General features: G+C 49.4%; 11 protein-coding genes. 9 read left to right on the top strand and 2 right to left on the bottom strand.

Annotated features, from left to right (window positions below; genetic code table 11):
* A partial coding sequence (locus tag AC0YOA_RS25225; RefSeq protein WP_475788979.1) for an S-layer homology domain-containing protein occupies positions 1 to 1,248 on the bottom strand: 1,248 nt, incomplete at its 3' end.
* A gap of 379 nt (positions 1,249 to 1,627) precedes the next feature.
* Here AC0YOA_RS25225 and AC0YOA_RS25220 point away from each other — a divergent pair.
* The 7 genes from AC0YOA_RS25220 to AC0YOA_RS25190 all read left to right on the top strand — a co-directional run bounded on the left by AC0YOA_RS25220 (position 1,628) and on the right by AC0YOA_RS25190 (position 11,704).
* A complete protein-coding gene (locus tag AC0YOA_RS25220; protein WP_475788978.1) occupies positions 1,628 to 2,578 on the top strand; it encodes an iron-hydroxamate ABC transporter substrate-binding protein in 951 nt (316 codons plus the stop codon).
* Between the two features lie 333 nt (positions 2,579 to 2,911).
* Entirely contained in the window at positions 2,912 to 5,260 is a 2,349-nt protein-coding gene (locus tag AC0YOA_RS25215) for a helix-turn-helix domain-containing protein (RefSeq protein WP_475788977.1), read from the top strand.
* 163 nt (positions 5,261 to 5,423) lie between these two features.
* Positions 5,424 to 7,097: an extracellular solute-binding protein gene (locus AC0YOA_RS25210; RefSeq protein WP_475788976.1), complete on the top strand. Its 1,674-nt coding sequence runs from the start codon at positions 5,424 to 5,426 to the stop codon at positions 7,095 to 7,097.
* Between the two features lie 70 nt (positions 7,098 to 7,167).
* Positions 7,168 to 8,085, top strand: coding sequence for an ABC transporter permease (locus AC0YOA_RS25205; protein WP_475788975.1), 918 nt, complete (start codon positions 7,168 to 7,170; stop codon positions 8,083 to 8,085).
* A 12-nt stretch (positions 8,086 to 8,097) separates the two neighbouring features.
* Positions 8,098 to 8,979 (top strand): carbohydrate ABC transporter permease, encoded by an 882-nt coding sequence (locus AC0YOA_RS25200; protein WP_475788974.1) that lies wholly within the window; start codon positions 8,098 to 8,100, stop codon positions 8,977 to 8,979.
* A gap of 38 nt (positions 8,980 to 9,017) precedes the next feature.
* Positions 9,018 to 10,712, top strand: a complete 1,695-nt coding sequence (locus AC0YOA_RS25195) for a glycoside hydrolase family 2 protein (protein ID WP_475788973.1) — start codon at positions 9,018 to 9,020, stop codon at positions 10,710 to 10,712.
* Positions 10,709 to 11,704: a Gfo/Idh/MocA family protein gene (locus AC0YOA_RS25190; RefSeq protein WP_475788972.1), complete on the top strand. Its 996-nt coding sequence runs from the start codon at positions 10,709 to 10,711 to the stop codon at positions 11,702 to 11,704. The genes AC0YOA_RS25195 and AC0YOA_RS25190 overlap by 4 nt, the downstream gene beginning before the upstream one ends.
* A 71-nt stretch (positions 11,705 to 11,775) precedes the next feature.
* Here the strand turns inward: AC0YOA_RS25190 and AC0YOA_RS25185 are convergent, their stop codons facing one another.
* Positions 11,776 to 12,399, bottom strand: coding sequence for a TetR/AcrR family transcriptional regulator (locus tag AC0YOA_RS25185; protein ID WP_475788971.1), 624 nt, complete (start codon positions 12,397 to 12,399; stop codon positions 11,776 to 11,778).
* A gap of 230 nt (positions 12,400 to 12,629) precedes the next feature.
* Between AC0YOA_RS25185 and AC0YOA_RS25180 the strand changes: the two genes are divergently transcribed.
* Positions 12,630 to 14,120, top strand: a complete 1,491-nt coding sequence (locus AC0YOA_RS25180; protein ID WP_475788970.1) for a DHA2 family efflux MFS transporter permease subunit — start codon at positions 12,630 to 12,632, stop codon at positions 14,118 to 14,120.
* 426 nt (positions 14,121 to 14,546) lie between these two features.
* Positions 14,547 to 16,574: an alpha-amylase family protein gene (locus AC0YOA_RS25175; protein WP_475788969.1), complete on the top strand. Its 2,028-nt coding sequence runs from the start codon at positions 14,547 to 14,549 to the stop codon at positions 16,572 to 16,574.
* The last annotated feature ends 101 nt before the right edge of the window (positions 16,575 to 16,675 follow it).

Genomic DNA, 16,675 nt, shown 5'->3' with positions numbered 1-16,675 from the left:
GATGTCCATCTGAGCCTCATCCTTGATCTCCACCGGCTTCAGGTTGAGCATCGGCAGCTGGCCGCTTGTTTGGAGCGTATGAACCAGCAGGTATGTGAACGACTCGCGGGTCACGCTGGCGTTCGGATCGATCTTGATCTGCAGGTCCGCATCGGGACCGGCGGCTTCCTTGATCAATTGAACGGCCTGTTCCGCCGTGAGGGTCGTGCTCTCGTCGCCAGGTGCCGGGTGAGCTTTCAAGTATTCCACGGCTTTGTTGACGATTCCGGTGGCATCGGTACGGGTAATGTTGGCCTTCGGATTAAAGTTGCCGGCCTGATCCAATTTAACGAAGCCAAGGGCAATCGCCGTTTGGATGGCGCCTGAATTCAAGATGTCCATCTGAGCCTCATCCTTGATCTCCACCGGCTTCAGGTTGAGCATCGGCAGCTGGCCGCTTGTTTGGAGCGTATGAACCAGCAGGTATGTGAACGACTCGCGGGTGATGCTGGCGTTCGGATCGATCTTGATCTGCAGGTCCGCATCGGGACCGGCGGCTTCCTTGATCAATTGAACGGCCTGTTCCGCCGTGAGCGTCTCGCTATTGGCGGGCGGCGCCGGGTGAGCCTTCAGGTAAGCCAGCGCGTTGCTAATCTCTATGGCTGCCTCGGCCCGGGTAATTTCTTTCTTGGGGTTAAGCTTGCCGTGCGCATCCAGCTTCACAACACCGTAGTTCAGGGCGCGTTGAATCGAAGCGGAATAATTCAATTTGACTTGATTCTGGTCTTTAAATTCCACAACAACGGGCTTCACCATAGGCAGTTTGCCGCTGGCTTCAATCGCATGTATGAGTTGGTGCGTGAATTCTTCGCGCGTCATCTTGTGGTTCGGCTTCAAATCCGCTGGAAGGTCCAGTCCGTTGACTGCAGCGATAATGAGCGCTTTCGCATACCAGGCGGAATCGTTGGCGTTTGCGAAATAGTCCGAAGCCTTGGGCTCTTTTACGAATCGAACCAGGTCCAGATTCAGTCCCAGCGCGTTGACGATCATCTGAACGCCTTCAACCTCCGAGATAGTATTGTGAGGAGCAAACAGGTAGGCGCTGATTCCCTTGATCAGGCCGCTTTGCTGCAGGGCAATAATCTTTTCTTTGCCTTGAACGTTATTGATATCCTTGAAGGATGCGGCGGAAGCCATTTCTTGTCCGGCAAAGCTGAGAAGCAGGGCAGCGGCGGTGGACAGTGTAATTAACTTGAATGGTTTCTTCATTTCATTCACCTCGTGTAGTAGTGTGTTGTTTGTTGTGTCATCATAGACGTGCCTTCTGCAAAAAAGGTTGCTTCATTGCCCAAAATGAAAATTTTATCATGAAATAGAAAGGCCGGAATCCTCCCGCGAAGGGGATTTCGGCTTTTCTATTAGAAGATAAACCTGCGGAATCACACGCCGGAATCGGTTATAGAAAGGAGATCACTTCTGTCATTTTCATTATCAATATACCTCATAGGACGGGGCACATGGACATATGAAATGATTGAAAATAATCGTTTGACAACCATTGGATGAGAATATATAGTATAGAAGGATGTGATAATGATAATCATTATCGTTATAATATTTCTGTAATCCAACACAAGGAGAATTGAACATGAAAAACAAGCTGTTAATCCCGATGATCCTGCTGTTGCTGGTCATATCCAGCGCATGCGGCAGTCAAGCAAGCAATAATGAGAGCGCACCTTCACAGAATGCCGCTCCCGCACCAGCCGCTGACTCCAACGAGTCTGGAAAGATAACCTATCAATCCGAACGGGGTCCTGTGGAGGTTCCGGCGGAGCCGAAGCGGATTGTAGCCTTGACGAATGCGCCGAATGTGCTCGCGCTCGGCGGATCGCTGGTCGGGGTGGATCAATGGACGAACGCGAATCCTCTATTCACGGAGAAGCTGGAGGGCGTTGAGGTCGTATCGGAAGCGGACTTGGAGAAAATTGCGGCGCAGGACCCGGATCTGATCATCGTGGGCACCGAAATGAAAAATATTGACGAGTTGAGTAAAATTGCGCCTACCGTTGCTTTTACATGGGGCAAGCTGGATTATTTGGCCCAGCAGCTGGAAATCGGAAAGCTGCTTAACAAAGAAAAGGAAGCGCAAGCGTGGGTCGACGATTTCAAGCAGCGTGCGGAAGCGGCAGGCAAGGAAATCAAAGCCAAGGTCGGCGAGAACGTCACCGTGTCGGTATTTGAGACCGATACGAAAAACTTTTATGTATTTGGGGACAAGTGGGCGCGCGGCACAGAGATCCTGTATCAAGCGATGGGGTTACATATGCCTGACAGTGTCAAGAAAGATGCGCTCGGACCCGGCTACTATACGCTTTCTCAAGAGGTTCTGCCGGAATATGCTGGCGATTATATCGTTCTTAGCAGAGATCTGGATAGCGAAAAATCGTTCATGGATTCAGAAGTATGGAAGAGTATCCCGGCCGTCAAGAACAATCATGTCATTGAGATCGATACTAAGGCTTCTTCCTACAGCGATCCGATAACACTTGAGTATTTGCTGGGTATTTTCAAGAAAGGCTTCCTAGGTGAAGAGTAGGCCAATGAAGTACTTCAAATTGTAGTATGCATAAAAACAACAAATGACATTGAATCATTAAAAATGAGCCATTATAGATCTCTCGAGCGGAAGCTCGGGAGATTTTTTTATTGTCTGTAGAGACCAGCTTCATGTTTACGTAATTGGAGACTATTTGAGATGCCGGGTATGCCGGTTGCCTACTGATTGGCCTGGAAATACTGCTTTTTTAGTACAATAAGGCCTGCTTATTGAAAGAGAACAACCAACCTTTAGAAAGGACAATTAGAACTTTTTTGACCTATGTTATAATTTTTCATGATCTGTCGTGTGTTGGAAAGGACGATAACCTCAATGAATGAATCCAGAGTATCATCCGGCAAGTTTATACGGGATAGAAGCGTGTTTGTGACACTGCTTGTCTCATTTCTTTTTGTCTTTATGATTCCCGTTCTGATTGGCAGCATTGTTTATGTCAAGATTGAACAAATCATGATTAATAATGCCTATCGCTCCAATTCCGCCATGTTGGAGCAGGCGAAGCATGTGGCTAATGGTAAAACACAGGAAATCGATTATTTGATGAGACAAATCGCTTACCATCCCAAACAGCAGTTGTTGATGCAAAAAGGAGCGGAGCTGTCATCCCCCAGGGATCAGTATTTATTTATCGACTTTATGAAGGAATTAGTGAGATATAAATCAGACAACACGCTTTTTGATGATGTTTACCTCTATTTCGGCAGTTCAGATACGATTTTGACGCCAACATTAAAGACGGATTCCTCTATGTTCTTTAACCAGATCTACCGGTATAACGATATGAGCTACGACGATTACCGAAAGAACATTCTGCTTGGCAATCACTTCAAATCCTATATGCGCACAAAAATGACAGTCAGCAGCGTTAAAGAAGAGTCCATGATTACATACGTCCAGTCGCTTCCTTTTGGGGAGACCAAACAAATCAGCGGCAGCCTTGTTGTCCTGATCAATGAGTCGCAATTTCGTGATTTGCTCTACGAGGTCGAGGGCCTTCACGATGGCACTCTTTATATCTTGAACAAAGAAAAAGAAATCCTGGTTGGACCGGATAAGGACAACGGATTTGTAACGGATATCAAGCAGCAGCTCACCGGCAAGTCAGGCAAATTTCTGCGCGAGCTAAATGGTGAAGAAATGTTCGTCTCCTATACGACTTCTTCCGAGAACGGCTGGACATTCTTGTCAGTCTTCCCCAAGAAGGTGGTACTGATGCAGGTGAACTATGTGAAGAAATGGAGTTTGGTGACGGTTCTTGCCTGTCTTATTCTGGGTACGGTCTTATGTGTATATTTGACCCGCCGGCATTATACGCCAATCAGGGAATTGGTTCGTATGATTGTTCCCATCCGAATTGGAAACGAGAGTGGTGCAGGCGAACAGAATGAGATGAAACTGATAAGCGATACGATGCGTTCCTTGTTCGGCAAGGAGATTGAGCTTCAAAAGAAGCTTTCCCAGCAGATGCCGATCATCCGCTCCGATTTCCTCTCCAGGCTTGTGCGTGGACAGGTTGATGGGAATGCGGTTACAGAGATGGATTTGCGTTTCCTCGATATCCATTTCGTACATGACTGGTTTACTGTTGTCCTTATTGACATCGATGACAGTACGGGATTTATGAAGGAGGATACGGAACGGGAATGGGTGCTGCTGCGCTTTATTTTGATTAATGTCAGCAATGAAATGCTGGAGGGAAACGGGTATGTTTTTGAACTGGAAAAGAATCGGATTGTTATTCTGATGAATGTGGCAAATGGTTCGGAGCATGCTGCCATGGACATTCATGCTTTTGTTACCCGATTGATGGATGTTATGACGAACCGGTTCAAGACCTCGATTACCGCAGGCGTCAGCGGCAAACACGAGGGGATGGATAAAATTACAGAATGCTTCGACGAGGCGATGATTGCTCTGAGCTATAAGATGATTCAAGGATCGCGCTCTATCCTTCATTATGATGAAGTCAGACACACAGAGAGCGATTCGTTCCGTTTTCCTATGGATCTTGAAGTGCAGCTTGTGAATTATGCGAGGAATGGCGATGCGGTCAATATGGAAAGGCTGCTCGACAGCATGTATCAGATCAATTTCAACCAGAATCGATTGTCTCCTGATATGGGGCGGTGGTTCTTTCTGGATCTGCAAAGCACACTGCTTAAACTGATGGAAACCCTTCGCATGGACTATAAGCAGTTTATGGCGGGAGACCGCGACCCTTTGAAGTTTCTGACAGAGTCGGATACTGCCGATCAGATGTTTAAACGGGTCAAAGCGATGTATATGAAAGTATGCTTGTTAATGAAGGAAGAGCGGACTGATCACAACGATTTGCTGCTTCAAAAGACGATTCGCTTCATTGATGAGCATTATGACAACAACAACCTGGGTCTGACGACAATCTCGGACCATCTCAACCTCAATCCTGTTTATGTGTCAGCCTTTTTCAAAAAACACAGCGGCGAAAATATCACCGATTATATCACGAGGCTTCGCATCCATCATGCCAAAAAATTGCTTGTAGAGGAATATACGGTGCAGGAGATAGCCACCAGAATCGGCTACGCCAATAACATTGTATTAACCAAGGTATTCAAGAAGGTCGAGGGCGTGACCCCGGGGAAATATAGGGAATTGTTGAAGAGATCTGAAGATGGATGAATCTATCTTCAAAATGGTTAACCCATAACCTGAAGGAAAGTGAACGAATCTTGAATACCGGATGTTTCCCCTCCGGTGAATGTCGCGTAGATTTGCCTTAAGGGAATCGTGACACAGGGATTGCATGGTTTCTGAACATCACATATGGAGGAGGGTTAATACATTGAAAAAGCCAAGATGGAAGAAAGGAACACTTGGAGTACTGGCAATGGTACTCCTTGTAAGCCTCGCAGCCGGGTGCTCGGGAGCAGGCTCCAATAATAAAGAAAATGAAGCAGATGCGGCGGATGCTTCAAATAAGCCTGCCGGGCAGACAGCAGACAAAGGAGGAACTGGCGATACCGGCTATCCGCCGTCTTTCTCGTATTGGGTGGAGCTGGATGGAGATTCGTCCGTATCCATAACGAACTTCAATGATAATGCAGCCTACAAGGAATTGCAGAAGTTGACGGGAACCAAGGTGGAGTTCAAGCATCCAAGCGGTGCCGGCACACAAATTCAGGAGCAGTTCAACCTGATGATTGCCTCAAGGAATCTTCCGGATGTCATACAGACCAACTGGCTGACCGTTCCTAAGGGTCCGCAAAATGCGATTGATGACGGAACCATTTTACGGTTAAATGATTTGATCGATCAATATGCGCCCAATTTCAAAGCATATCTGGAAATGCATCCGGATATAGCCGGCATGATCAAATCGGATAAAGGGGATATTTATGCTTTTCCATTCATCCGGGACGATGACAGATTGAAGGTTTTTTATGGTCCGGTTATTCGCAAGGACTGGCTGGACAAGGTAGGCATGCAGCCGCCAACAACGATTGATGAATGGGAGCAGGTACTGACTGCATTCCGCGACAAGGATCCGAACGGGAACGCTAAGAAGGATGAGGTTCCGTTTCTACTGGAAGTCCCGGCGGTCCGCAACGAATTATTGAACTCCTTGATCGGCGCGTGGGGAATCCTGGATAAATTCTACCAAAAGGACGGCAAGGTGTATTACGGGGAGATGCAGCCGGAATTCGAGCAATTCCTCAAGACGATGAGCCGTTGGTATGAAGAAGGCTTGATCGACAAGGATTTTGCAGCGGTGGACGGTAAACTAAAGGATGCCAAAACCTCCGGGAACCAATTGGGTTTATTGTATGGCTACTCCAGCGGAACGATTGGCAAGTTCACGGATCTGATGAAGGACAGCGTACCCGGCTTTAAAATGATCGCGCTTCCGCATCCTGCATTAAAGAAGGGCGATTTCTCGGCAGCAGGGATGATAAGTCCCGCCTATCCGGGCGAACATTCCGCCGCGATTACATCCGCGGCCAAGAACCCGGAGCAAATCGTGAAGTGGCTTGATTTGGCTTACAGTGAACAAGGACATATGCTTTTCAATTTTGGAATTGAAGGTCAAAGCTATAATATGGTGGATGGCAAACCCGTCTACACGGAGATGATCACCAACAATCCCGAGAAACTGACGTTCAAGCAAGCACAGGCGCAATTCATGAGAACACATTACGGAGGGCCTTTTGAACAGGATGTGGAGTCATTCCTGCAGCAGATGAAGTATCCGGAGCAGCTTGAATCGCTGGATATATGGTCAAAAGCGGGGAACAAGCTGCAGCTGCCGCTAATGACGCTAACCTCTGATGAGAGCAGTCAGTTAGCCTCAATCATGAATGACGTCAATACTTACTCTGATGAAATGATTGTCAAGTTTATCATGGGCGTAGAACCGCTCGCCAATTTCCCGCAATATGTGGATAATCTAAAAAACTTCGGGATCGAGCAAGCCATTCAAATCGAACAAGCTGCGCTTGACCGATACGTAAAGCGTTAAATATTGAATGGGGGCCGGATCAAGGTGTCCGGCTCCCATCTTTTGAATGACAAAGGTTAGGAGGATCGTCATGGCTTCTTCTTTTTTATCCAGGCTGTTCAGGGATCTGACAACGAACCGCACGGTTTATTTGATGCTTCTCCCTGTTGTTGTCTATTATCTGATCTTTCATTATGGACCGATGTACGGTCTGCAAATCGCCTTTAAAGATTTCCGGCCTGCCAAAGGCTTTCTAGGCAGCCCGTGGGTGGGATTTGAGCACTTCGAATCTTTTTTTGGAAATGTATATTTCTGGAGAATCCTGCGCAACACACTGCTGTTGAGCTTATACAGTCTCCTCTTTTTCTTCCCGGCAGGCATTCTTTTTGCGCTCCTGCTGAACGAATTACGTAGCGGCAAAATACGAAAAACAGTACAGACTATTTCCTACATGCCGCATTTTATTTCACTTGTCGTTATCGTCGGGATGCTGTTTGACTTTCTGGCGAGGGATGGACTTGTCAATAGTATCACCGCCTATCTGGGCATCGATGCCATAGCGTTCATGCGATCACCCGGTTGGTTCAGAACGATTTACATTTCTTCGGATATATGGCAGAACATCGGCTGGAGCTCGATCGTTTATTTGGCGGCAATCAGCAGCGTGAACCCCACTTTATACGAGGCAGCGAGAATAGACGGGGCTGGCCGTTTGAAGCAAATGTGGCATGTCACGCTGCCCGGTATTATGCCGACAGTAACGATCATGCTCATTCTGTTTATCGGTAAATTTATGACGGTCGGTTTCGAAAAAATCATTCTAATGTATAACCCTGTGATATATGAAACGTCTGATGTTATTCAAACCTATGTTTACCGAAAAGGTATTCTTGAGGCCGACTTCAGTTACAGCGCTGCCGTGGGACTGTTCAATGCAGTCATCAGCTTCATCCTTCTCATAGCGGCCAATATGGCAGCCAAGCGGATGGGAGAAACGAAGTTATGGTAAGGAGGGGCAGCTATGCTTATCAAACGATCCTTTGGTGAGAAACTATTTGATGGGAGCAACACGGTGCTTATGATCGTGATGTCCCTTATTACCTTATATCCTATTGTATACGTGCTATTCTCTTCACTTAGCGATCCGCAGTTTGTCGTGCAGAACCGGGGATTGCTGCTGTATCCTCATGGTTTGCATTTTGAAGCTTATGAGATGGTTTTCAAAAACCCTAATATGCTGACAGCACTCGGCAATACGCTGTTTTATGTTGTGGGAGGAACGCTGCTGAACATCGCGATGACCTCGCTTGGCGCTTATGCGCTGTCGAGAAGGAAGCTGATGCTCAAAAACCCCGTGATGTTCATGATTGTGTTTACGATGTTTTTTGAGGGAGGACTGGTTCCTCTCTACTTGCTGATGCAAAACCTGCATCTTCTCGATACACGGCTCGCTATTATTGTGCCGTCTGCTGTAAGCGCGTTTAACTTGATTATTATGAGAACCGCATTCCAGACCGTACCGGAAAGCTTGGAGGAATCCGCAAGAATGGATGGAGCGGGGGATTGGACAATCCTCCTGCGGGTTGTACTTCCATTATCGATGCCGGTTGTGGCTGTGATGATATTGTTCTATGGCGTGTCCCATTGGAACTCCTGGTTCTACGCCACCATTTTTCTGCAAAGCAGGGAGTTATACCCGCTGCAGGTTATTTTGCGGGAAATACTGATTAGCAATGATACGAACTCGATGTCGGTGGGTGTGGGCACGTCCGACCAGATGGCTGTCGGCGAAACGATCAAATACGCTACAATCATTATTGCGACCGTACCTATTTTGTTCTTATACCCTTTCCTGCAGAAGTACTTTGTCAAAGGGGTTATGGTTGGAGCCATCAAGGAGTAGATAGTCGCTGCATATTCACATAACTGGAGGGGTAGTACATGATGAGATTATTTGAGACCAACCGGATCAGGAAAACCAAGTCGCTGGCGGGTACATGGGCTTTCACCGTCCTGTTGGAAGACGGGACAGAGGACGTAAGCCGCAAGTACCGGCTGCCTGTTCCCGGCTGCTGGGAAACGAATCCGGAACTGGTCAATTATCGCGGAAAGGGCGTATACACCAGAACCGTCCGAACAACGGAGAGAACGACACTTCGCTTTATATTCAAGGGGGTCAGCCACACAGCCGATGTTTTTTTTGACGGTGTGCAGATCGCTCATCACTATAATGCTTATACAGCCTTCACCGCTATTGTGAAGGATGTTGAGCCCGGTGAGCATGAGCTGAAGGTGGAAGTTGATAATGGCTTTCATGAAGGCTCGTCCCTTCACGTGCATAATGATTATTATACCTATGGAGGTCTGATCCGACCGGTGGGCGTAGAGGAAATCGGAGAGGTATATATCGAACGAATTGCCTTTACTCCAGCTAAAGTTGACCGTGTATGGCAGGCTGAAATCAGCGTTTATGTAAGGAATCTTTCCGACAAGGAGCAGGCGGTTGCTCTTACCGGGAATGCAGCCGGAACAGCAATATCTCTCGGTACTGCAGTGATTCCGCCTGAGTCAGAGCAGAGAATATCGGGAACCTTTATGTTTCCGGCTGCGCAGCACTGGAGTCATGAGCAGCCGGCTCTGTATGAGCTTGAGGTTCAGCTTGCCAATGACTGCGGAGAGATCATTCTTGATGATTTGATTGAAAGAGTCGGCTTTCGGACGGTGACCACCCTGAACGGGAAGATACAGGTGAACGGGGAAGATGTAGTTCTGAAGGGCTTTAATCGTCATGAAGACCACGGGAATGTCGGCGCTTCGTTCCCCCTTTCGCTGATGTCGCATGATCTGGACCTGATGGCCGACATGGGCTGCAACAGCGTTCGTACAAGCCATTACCCGAACGACGAATTGTTTCTGGATTTATGCGATGAGCGTGGTTTCTATGTTTGGGAGGAGAACCATGCTCGCGGATTGAACCTGGAGCAAATGCGCAACCCTAATTTCATTCAGCAATGTGAAGATGTGAACAGAGAAATGGTAGAGCAGCATGTGAATCATCCATCCATTATTATCTGGGCGATTCTCAATGAGTGTGCGAGCAATTCCGAAGAGGGAAGGGTGCACTACAAGCGGCAGCTGGAACAGCTGCGCCATATGGATAGCAGCCGTCCGCTTACTTTTGCGTCCCACCACCGGGAACGGGAGTTGTGCTTCGATTTGGCGGATATCGTATCGTTCAATCTGTATCCAGGCTGGTATGGACCAGAGGATGCCGGAGAATTGTGCGACAAGGCAAGAGGCTGGGCTGATCGCGCTGGAGGATTGGGGAAACCGATGATTATGAGTGAATTTGGCGGCGATGCGATGTACGGGTATCGCATGGCTTCCCGTGTCAAGGGAACCGAAGAGCGGCAAGCCGATATTATCAGCGAAAATTTGCAGGCCTATCTGCAAAGAGAATTTATTTCCGGCATGTTTATCTGGCAGTTCTGTGATTGCCGCGTGACGGAGGAGAAAAACGGACCGCTGTGGCGGGTCATGACGCAGAATCTTAAAGGGGTGGTTGATGTATACAGGCGCCCCAAGCTTGCCTATGAAATTGTGAAGCAGCATTTTGAGGGTACGCTAAAGCGATGATTCACCGTATTGTCCTTATCGGCCATGGCGGCATCAGTGAATCTTATATCAAGGTTATTGCAGCTATTCCTAATGCCATTATTTGCGGCGTAATCGGGCGCAGCATTGACAATGTATCACGGTTTGCAAACAAGCACGGGATTGCCGTTTATGGAACTGTGCTTGAGGAAGTCGCCAGACGTGCGGAGGCCACTGCGGCCATTATTTGCACGCCTAATTCCCTTCATGATGAAGGGGTCACGGATGCAGCTGCAATAGGACTGCATTGTCTGTGCGAGAAACCCTTGCATATCTCTCCGGAAATCCAGCAAGCCATGATTGGCAAATGCAAGGAGAATGGAGTGAAGCTAGCGGTCTCCTATATGCGGAGATTCTCTACGCACTTCCAAGCGGTCAAGCAGCTTATGAATTCCGGTGTTCTTGGCCGTATCACGGTGGTTGATGTGATGATCCGGCATTATCGGACAAAGGCATATTATGATGGGTGGCATGGGACAAAGGAAATGGACGGCGGGGGCCCGTTTATGCAGCAGGGCAGCCATATTATCGATCTGGCTCTTTGGCTGTGCGGCGGTTTCCGGGAAGTGCTGCAGGCGAAGCGGTTCCAGGTCCTTCATGAGATTGAAACGGAAGACCACGGGTATGCGGTCATCGCCTATACGAATGGTGCTGTCGGTCTCATTGAAGCTTCCACGGCCTGTGTGGAGGTAAGTGAAGAGAGGATCGTGATCGCGGGGACGAAAGGAACCATTACCGCAAATTATGAGGGAATTATACAATTCAAACTCGAAGAGGGCCAGTCAGACGTACCAATACCATCCCATGACACCGCGAATAACGAGACATTAATGAGCCGACTGGTCTCTGATTTCCTGTTGTCGATCGAGGAGGATCGGCTTCCTTTCGTGGATGGAGAATCAGGAGCTCTTGCAAGCAGGCTGGTGGAGGAGATTTACCGCCAGGCAGGCGAGCCGATTAAAACCTTTATTTAGCTAAGTATTTACCCGGCGACCACATACGAGAGGCGCATGCACAAGCATGCGCCTCTCTTTTCTTTATGCAATCATTCCAGATTGATGGGCTGGTCTGTATTTTGCAGGATGCGAATGAGAGAAAACTGCTTGGCGAGAAACAGCGGCGTATAGGGCATATCATTGCGGAGCCAGAAGACAATTGTACCGATCAAGGCGGAGGAGCCGTACCAGATTGCGATATCCTTCGGAACGCTTACTGCTGAATCCGATAAGGAAGCGTGCCGCTTCTCAAGATTGTTGGTGATCACATCGACAATCAGGTCCAAAAGTCGTTCGGTTAACACCGGTATACGTTTGGAAGCAAGCAGCACCTTGTAGAATTTTGAATTTTCTGCGATATGCTCAAGCATTTTGACCAGGATAGGATGCCCTTGCTTGGGCCAATCCATGCCTCTGGAATCGTTCGGATGCGAAATATCCTTCAAGATAAAATGAAGTTTATTAATCATGTCATCCGCCATTCTCTCCAGCATATCCGGAATATCCCGGTAATGAAGATAGAAGGTGACACGATTAATGGTAGCGCGTTCCGCAATACGATTCACGGTTATTTTCTCCAGCTCCATCTCCTGAAGCAAATCAATAAAGGCATCTTGAATCAATTGGCGTGTGCGAAGAACACGCGGATCCGTACGCGGTGTTTTTGTTGACATGCGCTCTCAAGTTCCTTTCCCATAAGTGCTCTGAGCGACAATTGCAGCACACTTTGTAAATTATTTTTCGCCTGGACGACAGATCCCGTTCGAATGTAAACTAATATACATTTTTCGAAAATGTGTTGCTTGTGAAATGTAAGATAGATGATTATAATTTTCTACATTACGTTTATTATACAACATTGTGTTTATTAGTTTCATGATGATTTTTGAAGGGATTGAGCAGGATGAGTAAAAGTTTAGCCTTTGACAGTTCTTCCATTAAGAAAGGCCCCCTGTTGTTTGTCATGATTCTGGGGGCGTTCATCGCCGTTTTGAATCAAACCATTATGAGCGTCGCGCTGCCGGAGCTGATGGTCGACTTTGACATTGCTGCGTCTACGGCTCAATGGCTGACAACCGGCTATATGCTGGTTAACGGGGTGCTTATTCCGATTACGGCATTTCTCATGCAGCGGTTTACGACCCGTGAGCTGTTCCAGTCAGCCATGATTATTTTTCTTGGAGGAACGATTGTTTCGGCCGTTGCCCCCAATTTCGACGTTTTGCTCGCTGGACGTTTGATTCAGGCAGCTGGCGCCGGCATTATCATGCCGCTGCTGATGACGGTCATCCTGACCGTTTTCCCGGCTGACAAGCGGGGAGCCGCCATGGGAATGGTCGGGTTCGCCATTATTTTTGCCCCTGCTATCGGGCCTACTATTGCCGGGTATATCATGGAGAATTATTCCTGGCGCACGATGTTTTATGGAATGACTCCGTTTGCCGTTATTGTTATTATTGTCGCCTTTATTTATCTGAAAAATGTTGCTGAACGAAGCTATCCCAAACTCGACATTGGCGGTGTCATCCTCTCGACAATCGGGTTTGGCGCACTTCTATATGGCTTCAGCAGTGCTGGAAGCAAGGGTTGGTCAAGCGCAGAGGTGATCGTATCTCTGGCTGTCGGTGTTGTTTCCTTGATTGTGTTCACCTGGCGGCAGCTGGTATCCAAGAGCCCGCTTCTTGATCTCAGGGCGTTCAAGCACAGCATGTTCTCCCTGACGACTATCATTAATATTGCGGTTACGATGGTCATGTATGCGGATATGATGCTGCTCCCCTTGTATTTGCAGAATGCGCGTGGATATACAGCTCTGGAGTCCGGGCTGCTGATGCTCCCCGGCGCACTTCTGATGGGCGTTATGATGCCGGTAACAGGCAGGCTGTTCGACCGGTTCGGAGCGAAGTGGCTGTCTATTATCGGAATGGCAATTACTATTGTGACGACAATCGGCTTCGTTAATCTAACCGATTCCACCAGTTATACGTATTTGGTGCTCATGTCCACAGGACGGCGCTTCGGGATGGCCATGTTCCTGATGCCGATTACAACTGCTGGCCTCAACCAGCTGCCTAAAAGACTGTATGCGCATGGTACGGCCATTTCCAACACCATCAAGCAGGTGGCGGGCGGGATAGGTACTTCTCTGCTTGTCACGATTATGACGACCAGAACCAAGACTCATCTTCAGGATATGGCCGCTGCAGGCGGCGCAGGCACACAGGAGCATATGGTGATGGAAGCCTCTATCCAGGGTATTAATGATGCATACCTTGTTATTATTGGAATCGGAATAGTCGGTCTCCTGCTTTCCTTCTTCATTAAACGTGTAGGACAGGCCGATGAAGAAGAAACCGGAGTCACACTGAAACAAACACGGGCAGTTGAATCATAGGAAGAGGATAGGATGAGACACAATGGACCCGGCGCATACGGATGATCAGGTTCTTGAATGTTAGAAAAATGTTACTAAAGAAGAGCTTCTCCGCTTTGTAAAGCTGGAGAAGCTCTTTTGTATGTTGGGGGGAGTTCTACACCGCCGAAGAGTGAATGGAACAGGAAAAAGCTGAAGCGTTCTTCAAACAGTGGTAAAGCGGCGACTTAAATTTAACGGCTCCGTTTGTTGTTGTCCCTTATGTATAAAGTGGACATAAAATATCCCCGTCGTGGTCATTTGACCGCTGACTCGTCTCCGCATCGCCCAACTATGCGGTTTTCGCTCCCATTTTCCCCTTTTCTCAGGAGATGTCTCCTACCCTGCGGGGGGTGAGGCTGGTATATAATCGAATCAGTCTAAATTCATGAAATGGGAGAGAAAGCGATGACCCAACTATGGTGGAAGCAGCCGACTCGCGTCATTCAGACGAATTTGCAGGTTCGCGATACGGCGATGATCGAACCGCGGAGGCTTGCCAGGCAGATGAAGGAGCTGGGAGCGACCGCGCTTGTCTTTAACGTTGGCGGCATTTACGCATGGTATCGTACGCAGGTGCCTTTTCATTATCAGAACGAATTTTTGCCCCCGGATCGCGATTTGCTGGCGGAAGTCATCGAAGCCTGCCACGACGAGGACATCCGCTTCATTGCGCGCTTCGACTTCAGCAAGGCGGACGACGGCATTTATCAGCGCAGACCCCAGTGGTTTGTGAGAAACCGCAACGGTGAGCCTCATATCTCGGGCAGCCTGCGGCCGGGACCGTGGTCCCTGCTCATGTCCACCTGCATCAATACGCCTTATCGAAATGAAAGCGTCGCCATTCCGGTGCTGGACGAGGTGCTTTCCAACTACGAGATCGACGGCATTTTCTTCAACGCGCCGCAGTATCTGGAATGTTACTGCGATTTCTGCCGCCGCAAGTACCGGGAACGCTATGGCCGCGACCTGCCCGGGTCCTCGGAGCAGTTCGAACCCGACTGGGCTTCCGCAAGCCTGAAGGACAACATGAGCCTCATTTACAGCTTCGTCAAAGAGAAAGCCCCCGATCTGCCGATGATTCTGTACTATTTCTACAAGGATGATCTGCATGCGCGCGCCGCGACAAGCGATATCATGTGCACGGAGGCGCAAAACATCCTGTCTCGTGGCCATAAGGAAGCTCCCGAGTTCTGGGTTCCGGCGGCCAACGTCAAGATTGGCCGGACACTTACCGACAAGCCCGCGGCATTCGGGATCGTGCACTCCAGTCCGGGTATGGATTGGCGGCATACGGGACTGCCGGCCGCGGAGTATTTGTTCTGGATGAGCCAGGTTCCCGCGCACGGCGGCCAAATCTGGCACTCGTTAACCGGGATTCCGGATACCATCACGGACAAACGGATTTTGTCTGCCGTTGCGCAGATGAACGCCATGGTCGCGAAAGTCGAAGCTTATTTGCACGAGGCTGTGCTGCATTCCCAAGTGGCGCTGATGTGGGAATCGGAGAGCGCCAGCGAGGACTGGGCGGACGGACTGCTGAACACGCAAATTCCGTTCGATCTGCTGCTGGAGGAACAAGCGACGGCGGACCGGCTGAGGCCCTATTCGGTGCTCCTTATACCGGACGGCTTCTCGCTGACGCCGCGATTGGTCCGGGAGCTGCTTGCTTACGTCGACAACGGAGGCAGGCTCGTCTTCGAGGGTGCGATCGACGAAGCTTATCCGGAGCTGTCCGATTTGCTCGGGATCGAGCGGGACTCAGCCGCTTCGGGCGAATCGCTGGCCGCCTCGTATCTCCGGTTCGAGGGTGCGGATAATCCGCTGCAGCGGCAGCTGGAGGAGACGGAGCTTATCCCGCACCGCGGACGGGTCGTCTACTGTACGCCATTGCCGGATACGCAGGTGCTGGCGACGCTGGTGCCGCCGTTCTCGCCGATGGAGAGCGTAGGCTCGCCACCGGAGCGGGCGTCGATGGCGGTCGGCCGCACCGATCTGCCGCTGGTCTGCGTCTCCGCTTATGGACAGGGCAAGGCGGTCTATCTGCCTTTCTCACTGAGCGGGTTAATCAGCCAATATAAGCTGCCCGATCATTATATTCTTCTGGCTAATCTGATGGACATGCTGCTTGGCGGGGACAGATGGATTCGCGTCAGCTCCTATCCGGGGCTGCAGGTTGCGGCGTTCCGCAAAGAGGGGCAGTACCTCGTCAATCTGGTCAACGGAACGGGGCGCAGGCCCTTGGCGGTAAATGTGCCGCTGCGCGGCGTACAGCTCGTCATGCATCTGCAGGCGGCCGAGGCCGAACGGCTGCAAGGCGTACGGCTGCTCATTTCGGAGAAGCCGGCGCCATACACGCTGGAGGACGGCAAATTGACCGTTGTACTGGACGAGTTGACCATCTGGGAAAGCGTGCTCGTGGAACTGGGGAGCTGACAACGCAAGAAGAGGCGGCTCCGCCGTCCTCTGGTATGCGCAGCAAGTTTTCAAGCCCGGCGATTATCCGGCGGAGGCAACAGCGATCGCGACAAGTGACA

The organism is Paenibacillus sp. JT22N12, assembly GCF_056269365.1.
Note: the sequence above shows the minus strand (reverse complement) of the source record. Positions and strands in the feature narration are given on the sequence as shown.

Bases quoted from the DNA above. Each gene is read 5' to 3' on its own strand.
- AC0YOA_RS25220 (WP_475788978.1), top strand. From the start codon at position 1,628: ATGAAAAACAAGCTGTTAATCCCGATGATCCTGCTGTTGCTGGTCATA.
- AC0YOA_RS25215 (WP_475788977.1), top strand. From the start codon at position 2,912: ATGAATGAATCCAGAGTATCATCCGGCAAGTTTATACGGGATAGAAGC.
- AC0YOA_RS25205 (WP_475788975.1), top strand. From the start codon at position 7,168: ATGGCTTCTTCTTTTTTATCCAGGCTGTTCAGGGATCTGACAACGAAC.
- AC0YOA_RS25200 (WP_475788974.1), top strand. From the start codon at position 8,098: ATGCTTATCAAACGATCCTTTGGTGAGAAACTATTTGATGGGAGCAAC.
- AC0YOA_RS25195 (WP_475788973.1), top strand. From the start codon at position 9,018: ATGATGAGATTATTTGAGACCAACCGGATCAGGAAAACCAAGTCGCTG.
- AC0YOA_RS25190 (WP_475788972.1), top strand. From the start codon at position 10,709: ATGATTCACCGTATTGTCCTTATCGGCCATGGCGGCATCAGTGAATCT.
- AC0YOA_RS25185 (WP_475788971.1), bottom strand. From the start codon at position 12,399: ATGTCAACAAAAACACCGCGTACGGATCCGCGTGTTCTTCGCACACGC.
- AC0YOA_RS25180 (WP_475788970.1), top strand. From the start codon at position 12,630: ATGAGTAAAAGTTTAGCCTTTGACAGTTCTTCCATTAAGAAAGGCCCC.
- AC0YOA_RS25175 (WP_475788969.1), top strand. From the start codon at position 14,547: ATGACCCAACTATGGTGGAAGCAGCCGACTCGCGTCATTCAGACGAAT.